The organism is Desulfomonilia bacterium, from assembly GCA_036567785.1.
Lineage (GTDB): Bacteria > Desulfobacterota > Desulfomonilia > UBA1062 > UBA1062 > DATCTV01.
Genome location: DATCTV010000028.1, coordinates 161237 through 180845 on the forward strand (window position 1 = coordinate 161237; position 19609 = coordinate 180845).

Annotated in this window: 19 protein-coding genes; all 19 read left to right on the top strand. The window is 43.3% G+C overall.

What is annotated here, in order from left to right; genetic code table 11:
* The first annotated feature begins 2 nt into the window (after nt 1-2).
* Nucleotides 3-1049, top strand: a complete 1047-nt coding sequence (locus VIS94_06785) for a GNAT family N-acetyltransferase (protein ID HEY9160772.1) — start codon at nt 3-5, stop codon at nt 1047-1049.
* Nucleotides 1049-2191: a DegT/DnrJ/EryC1/StrS family aminotransferase gene (locus tag VIS94_06790; GenBank protein ID HEY9160773.1), complete on the top strand. Its 1143-nt coding sequence runs from the start codon at nt 1049-1051 to the stop codon at nt 2189-2191. The genes VIS94_06785 and VIS94_06790 overlap by 1 nt, the downstream gene beginning before the upstream one ends.
* On the top strand, nt 2191-3318 hold the full coding sequence (locus VIS94_06795) for a glycosyltransferase family 2 protein (GenBank protein HEY9160774.1): 1128 nt from the start codon (nt 2191-2193) through the stop codon (nt 3316-3318). The genes VIS94_06790 and VIS94_06795 overlap by 1 nt, the downstream gene beginning before the upstream one ends.
* Nucleotides 3297-4175 carry an exosortase/archaeosortase family protein gene (locus VIS94_06800; protein HEY9160775.1) on the top strand — a complete coding sequence of 293 codons (879 nt, stop codon included), beginning with the start codon at nt 3297-3299 and terminating at the stop codon, nt 4173-4175. The genes VIS94_06795 and VIS94_06800 overlap by 22 nt, the downstream gene beginning before the upstream one ends.
* Entirely contained in the window at nt 4156-4806 is a 651-nt protein-coding gene (locus tag VIS94_06805) for an EpsI family protein (GenBank protein HEY9160776.1), read from the top strand. The genes VIS94_06800 and VIS94_06805 overlap by 20 nt, the downstream gene beginning before the upstream one ends.
* Nucleotides 4807-4813: 7 nt before the next feature.
* Nucleotides 4814-5383 carry an acyltransferase gene (locus tag VIS94_06810; GenBank protein ID HEY9160777.1) on the top strand — a complete coding sequence of 190 codons (570 nt, stop codon included), beginning with the start codon at nt 4814-4816 and terminating at the stop codon, nt 5381-5383.
* Between the two features lie 24 nt (nt 5384-5407).
* On the top strand, nt 5408-6112 hold the full coding sequence (locus tag VIS94_06815) for an acyltransferase (protein ID HEY9160778.1): 705 nt from the start codon (nt 5408-5410) through the stop codon (nt 6110-6112).
* A gap of 154 nt (nt 6113-6266) precedes the next feature.
* A complete protein-coding gene (locus tag VIS94_06820; protein ID HEY9160779.1) occupies nt 6267-7376 on the top strand; it encodes a glycosyltransferase in 1110 nt (369 codons plus the stop codon).
* A gap of 27 nt (nt 7377-7403) precedes the next feature.
* On the top strand, nt 7404-8594 hold the full coding sequence (locus VIS94_06825) for a glycosyltransferase family 4 protein (GenBank protein HEY9160780.1): 1191 nt from the start codon (nt 7404-7406) through the stop codon (nt 8592-8594).
* A gap of 109 nt (nt 8595-8703) precedes the next feature.
* Nucleotides 8704-10188, top strand: coding sequence for an oligosaccharide flippase family protein (locus VIS94_06830; GenBank protein HEY9160781.1), 1485 nt, complete (start codon nt 8704-8706; stop codon nt 10186-10188).
* Between the two features lie 16 nt (nt 10189-10204).
* The gene (locus VIS94_06835) at nt 10205-10753 is read left to right on the top strand and encodes an acyltransferase (GenBank protein ID HEY9160782.1); all 549 of its coding nucleotides are present in this window, start codon (nt 10205-10207) and stop codon (nt 10751-10753) included.
* A 22-nt stretch (nt 10754-10775) separates the two neighbouring features.
* Nucleotides 10776-11912, top strand: a complete 1137-nt coding sequence (locus tag VIS94_06840) for a glycosyltransferase (GenBank protein HEY9160783.1) — start codon at nt 10776-10778, stop codon at nt 11910-11912.
* Between the two features lie 26 nt (nt 11913-11938).
* Nucleotides 11939-13051: a glycosyltransferase family 4 protein gene (locus VIS94_06845; GenBank protein ID HEY9160784.1), complete on the top strand. Its 1113-nt coding sequence runs from the start codon at nt 11939-11941 to the stop codon at nt 13049-13051.
* 66 nt (nt 13052-13117) lie between these two features.
* Nucleotides 13118-14377, top strand: a complete 1260-nt coding sequence (locus VIS94_06850) for an O-antigen ligase family protein (GenBank protein ID HEY9160785.1) — start codon at nt 13118-13120, stop codon at nt 14375-14377.
* Nucleotides 14378-15460 carry an OpgC domain-containing protein gene (opgC, locus tag VIS94_06855; protein ID HEY9160786.1) on the top strand — a complete coding sequence of 361 codons (1083 nt, stop codon included), beginning with the start codon at nt 14378-14380 and terminating at the stop codon, nt 15458-15460.
* Nucleotides 15457-16470, top strand: coding sequence for a polysaccharide deacetylase family protein (locus tag VIS94_06860; protein ID HEY9160787.1), 1014 nt, complete (start codon nt 15457-15459; stop codon nt 16468-16470). Before opgC ends, VIS94_06860 begins: the two co-directional genes overlap by 4 nt.
* 120 nt (nt 16471-16590) lie before the next feature.
* On the top strand, nt 16591-17892 hold the full coding sequence (locus VIS94_06865) for a right-handed parallel beta-helix repeat-containing protein (GenBank protein ID HEY9160788.1): 1302 nt from the start codon (nt 16591-16593) through the stop codon (nt 17890-17892).
* A 119-nt stretch (nt 17893-18011) separates the two neighbouring features.
* Nucleotides 18012-18926, top strand: coding sequence for a glycosyltransferase (locus VIS94_06870; protein ID HEY9160789.1), 915 nt, complete (start codon nt 18012-18014; stop codon nt 18924-18926).
* A gap of 86 nt (nt 18927-19012) precedes the next feature.
* Nucleotides 19013-19495: an FkbM family methyltransferase gene (locus tag VIS94_06875; protein ID HEY9160790.1), complete on the top strand. Its 483-nt coding sequence runs from the start codon at nt 19013-19015 to the stop codon at nt 19493-19495.
* The last annotated feature ends 114 nt before the right edge of the window (nt 19496-19609 follow it).

Consider the following 19609-nt stretch of genomic DNA (forward strand, 5'->3'; position numbering starts at 1 on the left):
TCATGAAAAATATCAGTCTCATAAATGACAGTCAGAACAGAATATGGGATGAATTCATCCTCTCATCAAATATTGCCGGTCCATACATGCTTTATGCCTGGGGACGGGCGGCAAGAAAGGCGTACGGCCATAAAGCCTTCAATATAATGTCTTTCGGACCTGATGGAAAAGCAGACGGCGCGTTGCCCCTTGTATTCATAAAACCGCCGTTTCTGAAGGGATTGCTCGTATCTCTGCCTTTCTGTGATTACGGCGGCATCATATCCTCAGATGACGAGACCGCAGACGGATTGGCCGGTTTTGCTTCAGAGCTTGCATCATCCCTGGGTGCAGAACTCGAAATCCGCTCGAAAAGCGAGATCCCGGCACTCAAAGAAAAATATGGCATGGGCGTGATTTCCCACAAGGTCCGGATGAAACTTGAGCTGCCGCAGAGTTCACATATGCTGTGGGAGGGTTTCAAGTCAAAACTCAGGAGCCAGATAAAAAAACCCCGGAAGGAAGGGCTTGTTTTCAGACTGGGCGGCATTGAACTTCTCGATGATTTTTATGATGTCTTCAGGATCAACATGCATGACCTGGGCTCTCCGGTACACTCAAAAAAATGGATCAGCTCGGTTCTTGAACTCATGGGAAATAAAGCCCGCACGGGAATTGTCTACAGGGATGAAGAAGCCATAGGGGGCGGCATAATACTTGCCTGCGGGGATACGATAACGATACCCTGGGCATCGACGCTGGCTGAATACAACAGTTTGAGCCCCAACATGATGCTTTACTGGGGGTTTCTGGAATACGCCTCCGATAACGGTTTCAGGTTTTTCGACTTTGGAAGGTCAACCCCGGGCGAAGGCACCTACAAATTCAAGGAGCAGTGGGGCGCCGAACCGGAGCCCCTCTTCTGGTACGGCAAGGGGTTCAAAGACGAAACGGATGGCATGGCCTTCAGTGGACAACTGAGAAAGAAAGCTGAAGAAGCATGGTCGAAACTCCCGCAGAAACTGGCGGATTTTTTAGGGCCTGTTTTGAGAAGGTATATCTCACTATAATGAATATCAAAGACATGTTCTGGTATCCACCGGCAGAAACAAGCCTTTCAAAAAAGGCCATACTGCAGGCCATGAGCGGCCAGGCGCCTGAATTTTCAAAAGAGCTCTCGTCATACCTGAGAGTTCCCCGGCTGGTACTGGGCGACAGCGGAAGGGGTCTGCTTGCAGAGCTGCTGAAATCATTGAAGCAGACTTCACCTGACAAAAATGAGGTGCTGATACCAGGCTACACGTGCTACTCGGTCGCCGCTTCGGTCGTTAATGCAGGGCTTGCGATAAGACTTTATGACATCGACCCGGTGACACTGGCGCCCGATATTGAATCCATAGAGGAAAACCTGGGCGGAAATACGCTTACAATACTGGTGCAGCATCTGTTCGGAATCCCGATGCAGATGGAAGATATCAGAGACTTGTCAAGCAGACGCGGTGTCTGGCTTATTGAAGACGCGGCACAAGGTCTGGGGGGAAGCATTTCCGGAAAGCCCCTTGGTACAATAGGTGATTTCGGATTATTCAGCTTCGGCAGGGGAAAACCTCTGCCTCTCGGAAGCGGAGGAGCGGTAACCGGCAAACATTCCGAAATACTGAAACAAATAAATCCAAAGACTTCCGGAAAAGGAAGATCGCAGGTCATGAAAACCGCTGCAATGAGGATGTTTTCATATCCTCTGATTTACGGCCTTATGGAACGCCTGCCCCTCGGCCTGGGCAGAACGGTTTTTGATCCGGCATTCACCTTGAGGAGCATGTCCGGAAGGATTAATGCGCTGGGGGCGTTATCGCTGAATTACATTTCAGATCTCAATCTGCACAGGCGGCAGCTGGCCAGTGTCTATTCAAAAAACCTTGGCGATATAAGCATCAATGTCCCTGAGAACGGAATCGCTGTATATACAAGGTTCCCGGTTCTGGCCGGTGCCAGAAACATTTCTCCTGAACTCAGGCGTCTGGGCGTCAGGAGGATGTATCCGAAGGCAATAGCCGATGATCCTCAGATAAAACCATACATCTCCGGGCTTCCGGGAAGACTTGCCGGGTCGAGATCGGTGGCGGACAGACTTCTTACGCTGCCGACGCATAAACGCATCACGCCTGATATTGCACAAACGATTGCGGCAATAATCAAGGAGACGTATTAATGCTGACGGTTTTCTGGCTGTCCATCTGCGGGATATTTTATGCGTATTTCGGATACCCGCTGGCATTATACATGATATCCATGATTAGAAACCGGGAAGTCAGGCAGGATCCTGATTACCTGCCTACGGTGTCACTTATCATTACGGTACATAACGAGAAGAAGCGCATTGAAAGCAAGATAGAAAACACGCTTGCTCTCATCTATCCTAAGGACAGATTCGAAGTGATATTCGCTTCCGATTTCTCTACCGACGGCACCGACGATATTGTGAGAAAATATTCCGCGAACGGTTTCAGGCTCGTCAGACCCGACAAAAGAGGCGGCAAGGAGTATGCCCAGAAATGCGCTATAGGTGAAGCGAAAGGTGATATAATAGTTTTTACCGATGTGGCGACAATGCTCGAAAGGGACGGAATCAGGAAGATCGTATCGAACTTCGCCGACGCAAGTGTCGGGAGCGTCAGCAGCGAGGACAGGTTCCTCGGCAGGGACGGCAAAGCAAGCGGCGAAGGCGCCTATGTAAAATATGAGATGTGGCTCAGGTCGCTTGAGACAAGGGTGAATTCGGTCGTAGGCCTGAGCGGCTCGTTCTTCGCGGCAAGGAAAACGGTATGCGAAGACTGGCCCGTTAATATCCCGAGCGACTTCAATACCCTTCTTAATTCAATAAAAAAAGGCTTCCGCGGCATAAGCGATCCGCACAGCATAGGCATATACACGGATATCAGGGATGATAAAAAGGAATTCGATCGCAAGGTGCGCACCATCACACGTGGCATTTCCGCCCTCATGGTGAGCATTGGCCTGTTGAATCCCTTTAAATACGGTTTTTTTTCATGGCAGCTGTTTTCCCACAAATTCATGCGCTGGATGGTGCCGTGGTTCATGGCTGCCGCATTTGCCGCCAATATTATCCTCGCAACGAAGAGAAGATTATATTTTCTGATCCTTGTCCTGCATGCGTTATTTTATGTTTTGGCGGCATTGGGCCCGGTGCTTGCCGGATTCTCTTCGGTATTCAAAATCCCGTATTTCTTTGTCTCCTCAAACAGGGCGATAGCGGTCGCATGGATTAAATACCTAAAGGGAGAACGGTTCGTTACATGGACACCGTCCGAGAGATGACAGAACCTCCTGATACCCGGGCAGAAGGGAAGTACCCGATCCTCTGGGGCATTCTGGCGGTATCTTTCATTTTATGCTACCTGCCGACCTTTTTATGGCTCAACGGCAAGTTCTCAGGCCAGGATTCATACTATTCGCACGGCTATCTCGTACCGTTTGTCACGGTCTATCTGATCTACCTCAAAAGAAGCGAACTTAAGGCGATCAGACCGTCATCATCATTAGCGGGGCTTTGGCTTATAATTTCAGCCCTGATCATTCATGTTTTAGGCGAGATTGCCGTAATCAATTTCGTTTCCAGCTTCTCCATGGTGCTGTATATAGCAGGGGCGGTCCTTTACCTCATGGGCAGGGAATTTTCAGGAAAGATAGCTTTTCCTGTTCTTTTTCTGATATTCATGTGCCCTGTTCCCGACAACATAATCAACTGGGTAGCCCTTCCCATGAAATCACTGTCCACGACTCTCGCGCTGAAACTTGTTGATTTAAGCGGTATTCCATATATCCGTGAGGGGTTCAAAATAAACTTTGCGGCCTCAACATTCGTTGTCGGCACTCCATGCAACGGGATGCGCTCTTTGATATCATACTTCGCGCTGGGTTTTCTGTTCCTTTATTTCATCAGACCCCGCTGGTGGAAATCCATAATTTTTCTTTTTATCATTCCCATCATATCGATAGCATTAAACGGCCTCAGGATAGCGATCCTCCTTTTCATTGCAAACAGTTATGGTCAGGAAGCCGCTTCACCCGAGAGCTATCTGCATGACGGTTCAGGCATTTTTGTATTCATCATCGGGATTGCACTGTTACTGATAATCTCCAGAAAGATTGAAAATGAAAAAAGTGCGGATTAGATTTATCATCGTTATTGCAATCACCCTTCTCACAGCAGGCTTTATCGCCCAAATAGGTTATGAACCGCCTCTTGAAAACAGCAGATTTTTCGATTTCCCAATGGTGATAGGCGAATGGAAGGGCGAAGAAGTACCCATGGCCGGTTATGTATATCAAAGTCTTGAAACCAGATACTCGTTCATGAGGAATTACCGTTCAGACAGGTATTCCTCACCTGTCAACCTTTCGCTTGTATGGTTTGATGACAGGATGGTGGCCTTCCACGCACCGGAAGCCTGCCTGGGAGGAGTGGGGATTAACATCGTTGAGAAGAGTCCTGTAAAGGTAAAGTTAAATGGCAGGGATTGTGAAATAAATAAACTGGTGGCAATTTATAATAATTCGGAACATGTTGTACTGTATTTTTTCGATGTTGAAGGGGAAATAACAACCAGCCAGTCAGTAATAAGATTGAACATCCTAAAAAGAAGGCTACAGTTCAAAAGGGCATCGGCAACATTCGTACGCATAATGGCCCCTTTGGAAAGCAACGAAGAAAAAATAACAAATGAAATGCTGGATTTCCTGAATGCGATTTATCCTTTGTTACCTTCTTATACGTACACGGATATGATAACGGACAAACAATGAGGATAGTATGAAAATTGGAAACCTGTTTATCAAATATTTAAAGAGAGAATATCATGCACTTCTTGTCTGGAAAAAGCGAAACTACATGGATAACCTTATTAAAAACGGGCTTACCATTGGCAAAAACGTAGAGATAATCGATGATTTTTTCTTTGACCCTTCACATTGTTTTCTAATATCAATAGGAGATAATTGTACGATTTGTCCTAAAGTAAGGCTTATAGCTCATGACGCCAGCACCAAGAAAATACTCGGATATACGAAAATCGGTAAAATCAATATAAGGGAACGGTGTTTCATCGGTGATTCAGTGATTGTACTGCCAAAAGTAACTATTGGTCCGGATGCAGTCATCGGCGCCGGTTCAGTCGTAACCAGGGACATACCCCCGAACAGTGTTGCCGCCGGGAATCCGGCAAAAGTGATTGCAACACTTGATGAATACATGGAAAAAATACGGGCTTTAAGCGCTGATAAAGGCGTGTTCGGAGAAGACTACCTGATCAACAACCTTGATCTAAGAAAACGCCTGGATATGCTTAATAAAGTAGGAGATTCATACGGATTTATCGTGTAGCGGAAGCTATAACAGGAGCAGAAAATGTCACTTGAAGCATTGATTGACAATATAAGAAGCAGATCGAATCCTTTTTACAGATTTCTGTATGACTCCTATAAATCAATACAGAGAGTAAATGTGCCAGTACCGTCCGCACTTGCAGGGGCGATGTACTCAGAAAGGACATTAAGGCATAACATGGTGTTATGGATTTTGAATAAATTCTATTATGAGCCTATGCTGAGGAGCAGATGCACTTCCGTAGGAAAGAATGTGCAGACGGACGGTGATATACCGCTTATTTCAGGAAGCGGAAGAATTGTAATCGGCGACAATGTCAGGATCGGTAACCGTAACGCATGGATTTTATCCCCCAATCTTTATGAACGCCCTGAACTGATAATAGGAGATAATACAACCATCAACTATCAGGTCGGCATAAGCGCCGAATGCAGAGTGAGCATCGGCAGAAATTGTCAGATAGCCGGCGAGTCCGTAATCTTCGACAACAACTCCCACTCGATTTATTACACCGACAATAGAAAGATGACAAAGGAGGATGTCGCGCCGGTAACCATCGAAGACAATGTATGGGTAGGCATGCGGTCAATGATCCTGAAGGGTGTAACAATCGGCATGGGCTCTGTTGTGGCGGCAGGTTCTGTTGTCACCAGGGACGTGCCTACAATGACTCTTGTAGGTGGAAATCCCGCAAAAGAAATAAAAAAGATCGTACCTCCCCGTTAAGCCGGAATTCATTTCGCAGAAGCCACAGGCCGCTACTTGAAAGCAGAAATATACTTGTTTTTCCGATTGCGACGGGCAACCGCAGTCCAGCTTATGATGCATCAGAAACCCGGTCAGGAGAGATCGGAGTCAATATCCTGAAACAAAAATAAACATGCATGATGAACCTAAAAGAATAAACCTGCTGATTTTAGCTTCCGGGGACCTCTGGGGCGGGGCCGAGGCCATTGTCTACCAGCTGGCCAAAGGACTCCGGAACAAGCCCGGAGTTCAGGTTCATCTGGTACTTTTCAATTACGGGAGACTTTATCAGCTGTGCACTGATGCGGGCATCAAAACTTATGTCATTGATGAAAACAGACACGGGTTTATTGCACTTGCATATAAGTTAATAAAAACAGCGAAAAATATAAAACCTCAGATAATTCATTCACACCGGTACAAAGAAAATATATTAGCAGCTATTGTAGCTCCGTTTGTAACATTTCCCAGGCTTGTAACGACCGTGCACGGCATATCCGAGGTAAAGGTATCTTTGTACACAAAGATCGTCTCTGCAATTGAACGGCTGCTGTTAAGAAAATGCTTTTCAAAGGTTGCTGCCGTTTCAGATGATCTTCGCAATTATCTCATTAAGCATCTCGGCATGCCAGAAAACCTGGTGACTCGTATTTACAATGGGATAGACTCGGTGCAGGGGATGGAAAAAAAGAAAGAAAGCCATGCATTCTTAACAGTGGGATCTGCAGGAAGACTTGTCCCGGTCAAGGGTTATACTCTGCTAACTGAAATAGCCAGGTCAATCTGTGCTAAATTTCCGGATATCAGATTTATAATTGCTGGCGACGGCCCCGAGATGGAACACCTCAAGGCCAGAGTAGATGAATATGGACTGGGAGACAGATTCAGATTGCCGGGTCAAATCGAGGATGTTGCAGAGTTTTATGAATCACTGGATATTTACATCAACACCTCGCTACATGAAGGCATCCCGATGACCGTTCTGGAGGCCATGAACTACTCACTTCCTGTAATCGCGCCGGCAGTAGGGGGCCTTATGGAAATTATCGAAAATAACAAAACAGGCTTTCTTATAGAAGGCAGGGACCCGGCATCATTTGCAGCAGCCATTGAAATACTTATCAGCTCTCCGGATACTGCCAGGGAAATGGGAGATAATGCCTGCTTGAGAGTGCATGAGTCGTTCTCCATGCAGAGAATGGTTGAAACATATTATTCCCTCTACAGGGAAATACTTGTTTGAAAAAATAAATGAACAAGGATGTATATTATGGATAAGAAAAAAATATTGTTTGTCGAACAGAACATGGACGGCACCATCGGAGGTTCCCATTATTGCCTGCTCTACCTGATACAACGCCTCAACCGTGATGCATTTGAGCCGGTGACGGTATTTCATGAATCAAATCAATTGGTGGATCTGTTCAGTAGAGAGGGTGCTACTTTCGTTATGGATAAATTCAGGCTTTCAACTTTCAAGATAACGCCTGTCCGGAAAATCCTGAATCTGATTCTTAGCATTAGGACGGTGGCGAGATGCTATTTGTTCCTGAAAAAACACAAGATCGACCTGATACACCTGAACAATTCCGTTGCCGGTGGTTATGACACATGGCTGCCTGCCGCCCTTCTGGCAAAAATACCCTGTATCACACATGACCGCACATATTTCAGGTTCGACAAATTGAACCTCAAGTTTTTTCATGTTCTATCCAGAAGATTTTCAAAAGTCCTTACGGTATCCGATGTAATAAGAAACAACTTGATTGATCAGGGTTTTAATCCGGAACAGGTGGAAACAGTCTATGACGGAATTGATGCCGCCGCCTACAGAAATAGGGTGAAGAAAACCAGAGCCGACATTGCGGACGAGTTCAAAATAGGCCCAGATGATTATATAATAGGGCTTGTTGGCAACATCAGGGAATGGAAGGGCCAGGAATTGCTGATAGACAGCCTCAACATCCTGCAGAAGAATATCCCCAATTTCAAATGTCTGCTCGTTGGAGATGTTGCGAAGAATTCCGATGAAGATACCAGATTCAAAGAGCGGCTGATAAAGAAAATTGGTGCATATGGCCTTGCCGGCAAGGTTATATTCACAGGGTACAGATCTGACGTACCGGATATTGTAAATGCACTGGACGTTCAGATCAACTCGTCGATAGAACCCGATCCGTTTCCTCATGTCATCCTTGAAGGCATGTCTCTCGGCAAGGTGGTTATAGCAACGAACCTGGGTGGTGCCGTGGAAAGCATAAAGGACGGCGAAACAGGTTTCCTGGTTTCGGCAAAAGACCCATCAGATCTCTCCGAGAAGATCAGGCTGGTTTTAACCGACAAGCCCTTGAGAGAGACAATGTCAAGAAAAGCGCGTGAAAGGGTAGAAAATTTTTTAAGCCTGGAAAAGAATATAAAACACACTGAGGATATCTACTATTCGATTCTCAGAAAAGGTTAGAGAACAAGTGTCAAATATTTTCAAAAAGCTTTTAACAATGAAATTATGGTTGCTCGTTTGAAAAACAAATATTCCGATCCGATCGGGTTTTGAAATATAGAATATAATCATGTCAGAAATCACAAATACAGCTAAACAAGCGGCCATATACGCCATTGGTGTGATACTTAACCGCGCAGTCAGCTTTATAATGATACCCATTTATACGCGCTATCTCACGCCATCGGATTATGGGACAGTGGAACTTCTGACGATGACAATAGATGTTGTTTCAATAATAGCTGGCGTCGGCTTATCCACAGCAGTATACCGCTATTATTACAGATTTGAGGACGAAAAGGAGCGAAACAGTGTAATATCGACTGTCTCGCTTCTACTCATACTGTTATATTTCATAACAAGCAGCATAGGATTCTTATCTTCGGGAGAACTCTCAAGATTGATTCTCGGAGGAGGTGATAAGAATTTATTCTATTTCAGGCTTATATTCATGTGCTTCTTTCTCCAGGCCTTCATTGAAATACCTCTGATATTTATAAGGGCCCAGGAGAAGCCGGTTTTCTTTGTCCTGATAACAACAATTAAACTTGCTCTACAGCTTTCACTCAATATCTACTTTGTTGTCATAGAACAGATGAGTATTCAGGGCGTACTTTATAGTACCCTTATTTCATCGTTGATTGTCGGCTCCTGGCTGATAGTATATACATTCAAGGAAGTAGGGTTCAGATTCTCAAAAAAGCTGGCAGTCTCCATGATGCTCTATGGAGCCCCTTTGATTATTTCAAATCTGGGAGATTTCATTCTGACCTTTTCAGACAGATACTTCCTCAACGCATACTCTACCCTCTCTGAAGTAGGCATCTATTCTCTCGGATACAAACTGGGCTTTGTGCTCTGGGTTTTTGCAGCACAGCCGGTATTCAACGTCTGGGGACCGAAGAGGTTCGAAATTGCCAGAAGACCCGACGTTCAGGAGATCAACGGCACTGTTTTCCTTTTAATGAATATTGTAACCATCAGCAGTGGGTTTCTTATCTGTCTGTTCTCCTTTGATTTTTTCAGGATAATGTCCGAAAGCAATTTCTGGGATGCCTACAAGATCGTGCCTTTGATAGTGCTGGCGTATATTATTCAGATATGGACTGCCTTCTGCAATTTCGGTGTTTATTATAGCGGAAAAACTCAGTATCTGGCCTGGAGCATAATTGCTGCAGCAGCCACAACAATAATCTTCAGCTTTATACTGATTCCGCCGTTACATGGATACGGCGCAGCGCTGGCTACCATTATAGGTTTCAGCGTGCGATTCGGCCTGGTGTATTATTTTTCTCAAAGATATTTTCGCCTGCATTTGCCATGGATAAAAACCATTTCGATGCTTACTGTGGGTATAATTATTTATGGAGTCTCCGTGATTGTATCATTAAATCAGTACAATCTTTTATTATCGCTTTTTTTGGATTTGACGTTATTTGTTGTCTTCATTGCGGGCATATTAGTACTTCCGATATTCAATTCCAAAGAAAAAGAGGTATTGAAGAATGCTGTTGTCCATCCGGTTATTTTTTTGAGAGGTTTTTCCAAAAAATGACCCCAGGAGTAATACTATGAAATTCATATCACTTATCGACAGATTCAAAACAAGCATATACTGGCGCAGGCTGTATAAAAAAGATATTTTCGAGTGGCGGCTTCAAAAGGCGAAATCTTGGGGCGTTAAAATTGGAAAAGACTGTCTTCTCTTTTCAATGGAATTTTCAACAGAACCCTATCTTATTGAGATTGGAGATCACGTGGTAGTTTCATCAGGCACGCAATTTATAACGCATGACGGATCGGTCTGGCTCTTGAGGGACAGGTTTCCGGACATAGGTGTTTTCGGCAAAATAAAGATAGGGTCCAATACCTTCATCGGGATTAATTGCATCATACTGGCAAATACGGAGATTGGATCAAACTGCATAATAGGGGCAGGTGCGGTTGTAAGGGGTAAAGTTCCGGATGATTCCGTCGTTATGGGAAACCCAGGAAAAGTCGTCATGAAAACCAGCATGATGGAGAAGTTTCTGCTCTCCAGTAAAAACCGCATAGATACCAAACTGCTTTCTGTTGAGGAAAAAGACGATATGGTTAAACGTCATTTCGGGATAGAGTGACTCTTGTTTCGGAGATAAGGACATGACAGACCGAAAAATCAGAGTAGCTGTAGTTATTACCGGTCTGGGTCTGGGGGGTATGGAGACCCGCCAGTTGACTGTTGCAAGATATATTGACAGACAAAGATTCCATCTGGATTTCTACTGCCTTTATGATGAGGATAACAGCCTTATCCCGGAATTTGAAAGGCTTGGCATCAGTGTAAAAGTTATAAAGGTATTCGATTTTTCCAGACCATTCCCTTTAAGAATAAATTTATTTGCTGTTCTGAAGCTGGCCTGCATGCTGAAAAAGGGCAAATACGACATTGTTCACACACAATTACCCGATGCAAACACGGTGGGTAGAATCGCTGCAATCCTTGCATGCAGAAGTACAAGGATAGCGACAATATGCAATATTGAGAAAAGGAGCAATCTTCAACAATTCTGGGATAAACTACTGGGGAAGATGAACGGAAAGATCATGTGCATAACAGATGCAGTTCTTGAATATGACATGAGTTTTACCAGACTGCCCAGAAACAAGTATGTGAGAATTTATAACGGAATCGATATCGACAGGTTCTCCAGAGAAAGTGTCGGGTTTCCTGAAATTGATATTAAAATCCCTGAAAACTCTTTTGTTATTGGATCCGTGGGAAGGCTTCACGAACAGAAGGATTTCAAAACCTTATTGCACGCCTTTAAAATCATAAAGGAAAATATCAAAGATGCTTTCCTGATTATTGTAGGCAGCGGGCCGGAATATGCCGATTTAAAGCAATTGAGTGAGACCCTTGAAATATCTGACAGTGTAATGTTCACTGGCGCAAGAAAGGATGTGCCTGAGATAATGTCCTTTTTTGACGTGTTTGTTTTATCAGCAATTTATGAAGGTTTTGGAAATGTCGTAACAGAGGCCATGAGCATGGAGATTCCGGTTGTTTCAACAAATCTGCCGCCCGTCAGAGAAATAATAACCCCCGAAGAAAACGGGGTTTTCGTACAGCCTGGCAACCCGGAAGAGATTGCCCACGCAATCGAGCGGTTATATAAGGATAAGGATTTAAGAAAAAAACTCGCTTCAGCAGGTCGCAGGACAGTCGTAAACAGGTTCAGCCAGTACATAATGGTAAAAAATATCGAGGCCTTGTATGAAGAGAACTCAAAAATCTGACCTTTATAAACGACACAGGGAAAATTATGAATAAAAGACGTCTGATGCTGATTACCCATGACCTTGCCATAGGCGGCCTCCAGCAGGTTGTTGTAAACATTTGCAGGACCATTGACAGGGAATATTTTGATGTTTCCGTCCTGTGTCTCAGGGAACTCGGTCCGTTCACACCGGAAATTGAAAAACTGGGTATAAAGGTTTTCTGTATTCCTCAGAAAAAAACGGGGGTAGATTATTTTTCTTTTCTGAAAGTCGCGAAGATATTAAGACAGCAGCAAATAGAAATCATACATACCCACAACACTCAGCCTTTTATTGACGGGGTTATCGGAGGTCTCATTGCCGGAGTGAATACAATGATACACACGGATCACGCCCGGGATTTTCCTGACAAGAAAAGGTATATGTTCGCCGAGTGGCTAATGTCACATTTCGTCTACAAGGTTGTCGGTGTGTCCGAGCATACTTCTCAAAATCTGATAAGATACGAAAAGATTTCTCCCGGGAAAATTGTCACAATCTATAACGGCATCGACGGATCGAAGTATGACATTGTTATTGATAAGAAGAAAAAAAGGTCTGAACTGGGAATCCGTGGTAACGATCCGATCATAGGTCTGGGAGTTCGTCTGACGGATCAGAAAGGGCTGACCTTTCTTTTACAGGCAATGCCCGAACTGATCAAAAGATTCCCCGGCATAACGCTAATTATCGCGGGAGAGGGCCCGCTGGAAAACGATTTGAAGAAAGAGGCCTCCGCCTTGGGTATAAACGATAATGTAATGTTTATCGGTCCACGCCTCGATATGCCCGAACTTTTACAGTTATTTGACCTTTATGTGTTGCCCTCCTTATGGGAAGGTCTGCCAATGGTGCTACTTGAGGCTATGGCTGCACGTTGTCCGATTGTGGCAACAGATGTAGGTGGAAATGCCTCCGCCATAACAAACGGAATAAACGGCTCTTTAGTGAAACCAAAAGCCCCAAAGGCCTTATCCGATGAAATAGCCAGGATATTGTCATCTCCGGATATCCTCGAAAAGTATAGACTGAACGGTGCTGCTACTTTTAAAAACAACTTCGATGCCAGGGTTATGACAAACAAATACGAGAAACTGTATAAAAAGGAATTGTTCTAGCTTCGAACAGTATCGAATAAGTACAATACTTCAATGGAATCATCAGTACCTGCAAATAATAGTCAGTTGAAAGAACCTACCCAGAACGAAAGAGGATTTAAGATCCTTTACTGGATATGGGTTCTAATGCTTTTCCTGCCTGAAAGACTCATTTCGTTTTACATCCCCCCCTTACAGTTCTTGAGAAGCCTGCCTACTATTCTGCTGGCGCTGGCGCTTGTTGTCTGGTTCACTTCGAATACAGAAAAATATAAATATAAATGGTTTGCCTTGTTTCTGGTTTCTTTGCTGATCAGTTCATTATTAGCGGAGAATACCGGGCGTGCCAGAGTTGTGCTCCGGCTTGTCCTGGAATACTATATATTGGCTCTTATCACCTTTAGTTTCATAAGCAACAAATATCGAACCGATAAACTTATGTTCCTTTTCATGCTCCAGTTTCTTTATCTTGGCATCTGGGGCATAATTGGCGGAGGGTTGGTCAAATGGGACTATATCCTTAATGAGGAAGATGCATATGGCCCTCTTATGGGGATAGGGGTAGCTTACTGCTATTACTATTTTTCGGTTCAAAAAAAGTCGATGGCCAAAACACTTGCACTTATTGCACTCTGCACCTGCATTGTCGGTGTTGTAATCTCTTTCGCAAGGGGGGCATTTTTAGTATTGGTCGCAACCTTGATTTATCTGCTGGTAAAATCAGGAAATTTTGTGAAAGGCATCCTTTTTATCGGGATAGCCTGCGTCATTATCATAGTTGCCACCTCAATAATATTTCCAGACAATGCCTTCTGGAAAGAAATGCAGACTTCAGCCGAAGGGACATCGTCCGGTACCGGCAGGGACAGAAAAGTTTTATGGTCAATCGCATGGGAAGAGTATAAGGATAATATTATCATTGGAGTTGGTCCGCTAAATTTTGGAGTTGCCGCAGCCCACTATCTTAATAGGGTAAAGGACACTGGCAATTACAGGCCTGATACTATCTGGGGCAGAGCACTTCACAATGCCTATTTTCAAATTTTATGTGAACTCGGAACCTTTGGAATCATCATATTCATTATGATTTTGTATGATTTTTTCAAAACCAACAAGGCAACAATACGATATACTCCGACAAGTTGTGACAGTGAGCTTGATAACCTGACCCTCAAACAAACAAAACATCTGGTGACGGGAATAAAAGTTGCCATGATAGCATTCCTTCTTAATGCATTCTTCTATGACATAATTTACTACAGCTGGTTCTGGATATTGCTCATCTTAAACAGAATGCTTTATATAAATATTTTTCAGGAAAAATTATTTTTTAACCCTTCTCCTTAAATGAATAACAATCGTGATACATTCATAGATTTCCTGAGAGGCCTTGCAATTTTTGACATGATGCTGGTGCACTATGCTGGCTATTTCCCTGAAACGGTTTCAAAGTTCATCACGTACCATGATGTCGCCATGGAAGGATTTCTGCTGCTGTCAGGCGTTATTGCAGGAATGCATTATCTGCCTCTGTTCAAAGCCAGCTGTTCTTCAACCGTAAGGACAATCTATATAAGAACGCTTAAGCTGTGCCTGATTCAATACATAATGATAGTAACCGTCAGCTTGCCGGAATTTATATTGAGAAGCGGAAGTTGTACAGGGATCGGCAGATTCCTCGTCGATTCATTTACATTCTCCAACCAGATAGGACTGATTCACATCCTTCCCACATTCATCCCGCTTTTTATTCTGACACCTTTATTCCTCTATCTCCTTTCACATAATCTCGATTATATATTACTACTGGGTAGCGCCATTTTCTTCCTGATCGCTCAAAGGAATCCCTATCTGTTCAATTACGGCGATAAAACCATTTTCCCCGTGGTGCTATGGCAGATATATTTTGTGGCAGGATGCTGTCTCGGAAAAACTGCGCTCAGAAACGGGTCGAGCATGCCAAGGCATAAAAGAGCCCTGTTTATTGTGTCTCTGATTACCCTTGCAGCAGTATTTCTCTTCAGACACAGCACTTCTATCTGTCCAATGATAGCAACATTCATGAACAGGTATTCTATATCGATACAAAGATTCCCCTTGAACATTTACGGCTTTATCTGGGGTTCACTGCTCTGGTTGTTTCTCTATGCAGCAGGCGCCCGATTTTGGTCTGTAATCAGAAGTACCAGGATTGTCGATTTGACTGCTTTGTTCGGAAGAAACAGCCTGATGACTTTTGTCCTTCATGTGTATTTTGCCAAAGCCATTTCATTTACACATATCCTCTTCGGATCGTACATGCTCGTAAATTATTCAGGAATGATATTGAATATCGGATTGACCTATTATCTTTTATTGAAAAATGAACATGCCCGAATGAACAATCGGCATGGATTGTTTTTCCGGACAACGAGGTGGTTGTTTGCATGAAATGGACCATACCCATCAGGAGCGCTTACACCGGCATTCTGTATTATACCGGTATCCTGAATGGCAGACAAAGCGTTATTCTGTGCTATCATCGAGTCCTGCCGGCTGGAAGTGATGAGTTGAAATTCATTCAACCCGGCATGTTTGTAACAACCGAAACATTCGAAAAGCACATGCAGTATATCAAAAAGAACTACAAGATAATTCCGCTCGAACAATTAATGGAGAATCCCAGGGTTGAAAACACCTGCATCATCACCTTCGACGACGGTTGGTATGATAACTATAAATATGCATTCCCTATTTTAAAAAAGTATTCCATTCCTGCTACCATATTTCTTGCCACAAATCTCATCGGCACAAACACATGGGCCTGGCCTGACAGAATATCATATTATATTAATTCTGCCCCGATGGAACATGTTGAAGACATAATTAACATGATTCATTCTCAAGTTCAGATAATGCCGGATAGATATATTAAAGGTTTATCTTCACGAGGAAACAGGTCTGCTCTTGCCGATGAGCTAATCGGTTATTTGAAAATGATGACCGAGGGTGAAAGAATTTCATTGATGGCTTTAATAGACAACCTCATGAAAGAATTGCTGACCGATCTTAACAGGCAAAGACCCTGGATGACATGGCCGGAAATCATAGAGATGTCCTTAGGCAATGTTTCTTTCGGAGCCCATTCGCATAACCATGTCATACTTACGCAGACAAATATTATGGATGCCACCAGAGAAATTACAGATTCAAGAAACACTCTTGAGGACAAACTCGGAAAACCTGTCGCCACGTTCAGCTATCCCAATGGTAACTATAATAATGAATTGATGCAAATTATCGATAATCTCGGATTCAAACTGGCAGTGACTACAAAGCCCGGCATGCTTGATGAATCAGAAAATTTACTAGCACTGAGAAGGATCCTGATACACAATGACATGACAAACAGCAAACACATGTTTGTATACCGGATTACAAAAAAGTACTTTAATCAGTAAGGCTTACAGATCATAATTTGTGTTTATTCGTAAATTTAATATATTATAATAAGATCAATTGATGGCATGGTAATTGCTGGTGTTGGATATATGATAAAATCATCAACAAAGGAGTTCCAGATGAATCAGAAAATCATTCTAAAAGCAATGCAGGTTGCCATTATTATTACCGCGGTTTCGGCTACACTCGCAGGCAATTTGTGGGCTAAGGAACTTTTCGTTTCTACTACCGGGAGCGATTCTGTTTCTTATGCAAACAATAATATTTCAAATCCATGGCTTACCCCTCAATATGCATGGAGTTCGGCCAAGGCCGGTGACACCGTTAATTTCCGCGGCGGAACATATAACATTACGTCTCTGATAAATACCAACAGCACAGGCAACAGTGGAACAAGCTCGGCATGGATTACCTTCCAGTCATATCCGGGAGAATATGCCACCATCAGAGCAACAGCCTCAATGGATGTGATGCTCCAGATCGCAAAAAACTATTATCGAGTTAAAAATATAGCCTTTGACTGCAACGCCTTAGCTGCCCGTGGAATAGGAATCGGGTGGTATGACAGCAATAACGCCGTAACAGGATTTGAAGCTGATGGAGTTGCCGTCTTCAACTGGCGCACCGGTGATAATGCTTGTGCTTTTTATGTTGGATCTTCGTCTGCGGCGGTCAGGGCGACTGATGTAACGATCAAGAATTGCGCCATTACGGGAGCGTCCAACGCTTCGGGATTGAACCAGAATTATTCTGGGATAATGGTTTTCGGGGCGGATGATTTTCATCTGGAGAACAATGAAATAACACAGGTGAGACACGGAATATATCTCAAGCATTCTTCCATTAATTATTACAATCATGGAGACACCGTTAAGAACAATTATATTCATGCCATGCACCCGAGTGGAGGAAACGGACATGCGTCTATCAACTTGAATACCAACTATACGACTATTCAGAATAATATCCTGGAGACTTATATAGACCTTGGAGAAGACGCACAAACCGGAGGTTCGGTCAATGGTAATTACTGTACCATTGTTAACAACACGTGTCTGAGCGGTATAACATTAAAGAATGACGGCGGAAGTTCAAACAATACTATCAGAAATAATATTTTTACATACAGGACTATTGAGGGAGGAACCGGAAACACATGGGATTACAACATGTATTCCAGTGGTTCGGCAATCGGATTGCATGACCTGGGTAATAAATCACCAGTCTATACAGGAGGATCTTCCCCGTCCACTATATCCGGTTTCGCCCTGGCAAGCGGCAGTCCCGGCAAAAATGCAGCAAGCGACGGGAAGGATATCGGGGCCGATATTACCAAGGTCGGCATAAACTCATCACAAGCATCTCAAAGTGATACAACAGCTCCAGCCAAGCCCGGAGGGGTTTCAGTAAAATTAAAATAACACAATATTTTATCTGCCCCCCTCATCATGAGCGGGGGGCATTCTTACATTTCAAATTGTTGAATACCTTTTGATTACATTTCAAGACCTTTCTTCAATATTCCTGATAAGGAGCCATTATGAATAGAATCAGCTTCATTATCCCGATGAAGAATGCCGGTAAATATATCAGCAGGTGTCTTGATGCTATACTCGTCGAAATGATTCCAGGGGATGAAATCATAGTCGTTGATAATGGCTCCACAGATGATTCGGTATCAATTGTCGGTCAGGTGAAGAATATTACATTGCTCATTTGTCCTGAAGGCACCATCGGATATCTAAGAAATTACGGGGCAAAACATTCTCATGGCGACATCCTTGCATTTATCGATGCCGATTGCGTCATCTCACCGGGCTGGAGGGCGAAGGTAATAAAAAATCTTGAATCTGAAGGAATTGCTGCCGTTGGAGCAAGGTATGAAATCCCTGAAAATGCAGTCTGGATTGAAAAAGCATGGTTTTCACAAAAGACGAAGAAGGCTTCCCCTGCCAGATATATAAATTCAGGAAACTTCGCCATTAAAAAAGAGGCATTTTCACATGTGGGCGGTTTTGATGAAAATCTCATTACAGGTGAAGATGCTGAACTGGGCTGGCGGCTCAATGGCAAAGGATTTATCATCATTGAGGACCCCGGAGTAGAATGCATCCATTTGGGCAATCCGAAAACATTGATGGATTTCTACAGAAAGCAGAAATGGCATGCACTGGGTATGATGGGCACTTTTAAACATTCATTCCTGGATAAGCCTTTATTGATGACCATTGTATTTCTTGCAAGTGTAACAGCTTTTTTAATAACGCTTCCATATCTTTTAAAAAGAAAAAGGGGCCTTTCAGGTTTGCTTGTCTTCTGCGGCTGGGTTCCTTTCATTACTGCAGGGTACCGTTCATATCAGTATCGTAACATGAAGTATTTTTTTCATCTGATACTGCTTTATTTCATATATTTTACAGCACGTTCCAAGGCGCTGATAGAAATAATAAAATGAGCTTTACATGAAGATATGCTCTTTTTCCAATGCCTTGCGAGGCAAAGACTCTAATCTTACCAGATATCAGTAAGAGAAAATAAATAATGACAACAAGACTCGAACATAAAATTGAGAACAACCCGTCAGCTGATTTCCCATCAAAGATTGTCAGGGTCTGTATCACCTCAAGAGATGCCTCTTATCCAGTTGTAATACCAATTAATGAAGTTTTCAGGATAAATGAAATCTTCCATGAGCACACATATTCCATCATGCAGCTGAACAGCCGGAATAAACCCTCAAAAATTATCGATGTCGGGGCAAATATCGGTTTGTTCGCCATATACATGAAATGTCTAAATCCAGAGAATGTCATCCATTGCTTTGAACCTTCTCCAAGCACATTCAGCCTGCTTGAGGAAAATGTGGGCAGTATAAAAGGCATCAACATCTATCCTTATGGCCTGTTTAATTCCGAATGTGTTGCCACGATGTATCTGAACAATGAAAACACGGGAGAAAACTCAATAAAGTCGGGTTCAACCAGGGCTTCAAATTTTAACCCACATTTTGCGTTAGCCATATGATTTAATCTGAAGCAGTTGACGTAAGATAGGATAAGTGCTCCTATTTTTGTTGCTTGAAGACAAAAAGGGAGGAGCACTTAAAAGTGAAGCTAAATGATAGTAGGAAAAGGCAGT

Coding starts and splice junctions, on each gene's coding strand:
- VIS94_06785 (HEY9160772.1), top strand. CDS start 3: ATGAAAAATATCAGTCTCATAAATGACAGTCAGAACAGAATATGGGAT.
- VIS94_06790 (HEY9160773.1), top strand. CDS start 1,049: ATGAATATCAAAGACATGTTCTGGTATCCACCGGCAGAAACAAGCCTT.
- VIS94_06795 (HEY9160774.1), top strand. CDS start 2,191: ATGCTGACGGTTTTCTGGCTGTCCATCTGCGGGATATTTTATGCGTAT.
- VIS94_06800 (HEY9160775.1), top strand. CDS start 3,297: ATGGACACCGTCCGAGAGATGACAGAACCTCCTGATACCCGGGCAGAA.
- VIS94_06805 (HEY9160776.1), top strand. CDS start 4,156: ATGAAAAAAGTGCGGATTAGATTTATCATCGTTATTGCAATCACCCTT.
- VIS94_06810 (HEY9160777.1), top strand. CDS start 4,814: ATGAAAATTGGAAACCTGTTTATCAAATATTTAAAGAGAGAATATCAT.
- VIS94_06815 (HEY9160778.1), top strand. CDS start 5,408: ATGTCACTTGAAGCATTGATTGACAATATAAGAAGCAGATCGAATCCT.
- VIS94_06820 (HEY9160779.1), top strand. CDS start 6,267: ATGCATGATGAACCTAAAAGAATAAACCTGCTGATTTTAGCTTCCGGG.
- VIS94_06825 (HEY9160780.1), top strand. CDS start 7,404: ATGGATAAGAAAAAAATATTGTTTGTCGAACAGAACATGGACGGCACC.
- VIS94_06830 (HEY9160781.1), top strand. CDS start 8,704: ATGTCAGAAATCACAAATACAGCTAAACAAGCGGCCATATACGCCATT.
- VIS94_06835 (HEY9160782.1), top strand. CDS start 10,205: ATGAAATTCATATCACTTATCGACAGATTCAAAACAAGCATATACTGG.
- VIS94_06840 (HEY9160783.1), top strand. CDS start 10,776: ATGACAGACCGAAAAATCAGAGTAGCTGTAGTTATTACCGGTCTGGGT.
- VIS94_06845 (HEY9160784.1), top strand. CDS start 11,939: ATGAATAAAAGACGTCTGATGCTGATTACCCATGACCTTGCCATAGGC.
- opgC (HEY9160786.1), top strand. CDS start 14,378: ATGAATAACAATCGTGATACATTCATAGATTTCCTGAGAGGCCTTGCA.
- VIS94_06860 (HEY9160787.1), top strand. CDS start 15,457: ATGAAATGGACCATACCCATCAGGAGCGCTTACACCGGCATTCTGTAT.
- VIS94_06865 (HEY9160788.1), top strand. CDS start 16,591: ATGAATCAGAAAATCATTCTAAAAGCAATGCAGGTTGCCATTATTATT.
- VIS94_06870 (HEY9160789.1), top strand. CDS start 18,012: ATGAATAGAATCAGCTTCATTATCCCGATGAAGAATGCCGGTAAATAT.
- VIS94_06875 (HEY9160790.1), top strand. CDS start 19,013: ATGACAACAAGACTCGAACATAAAATTGAGAACAACCCGTCAGCTGAT.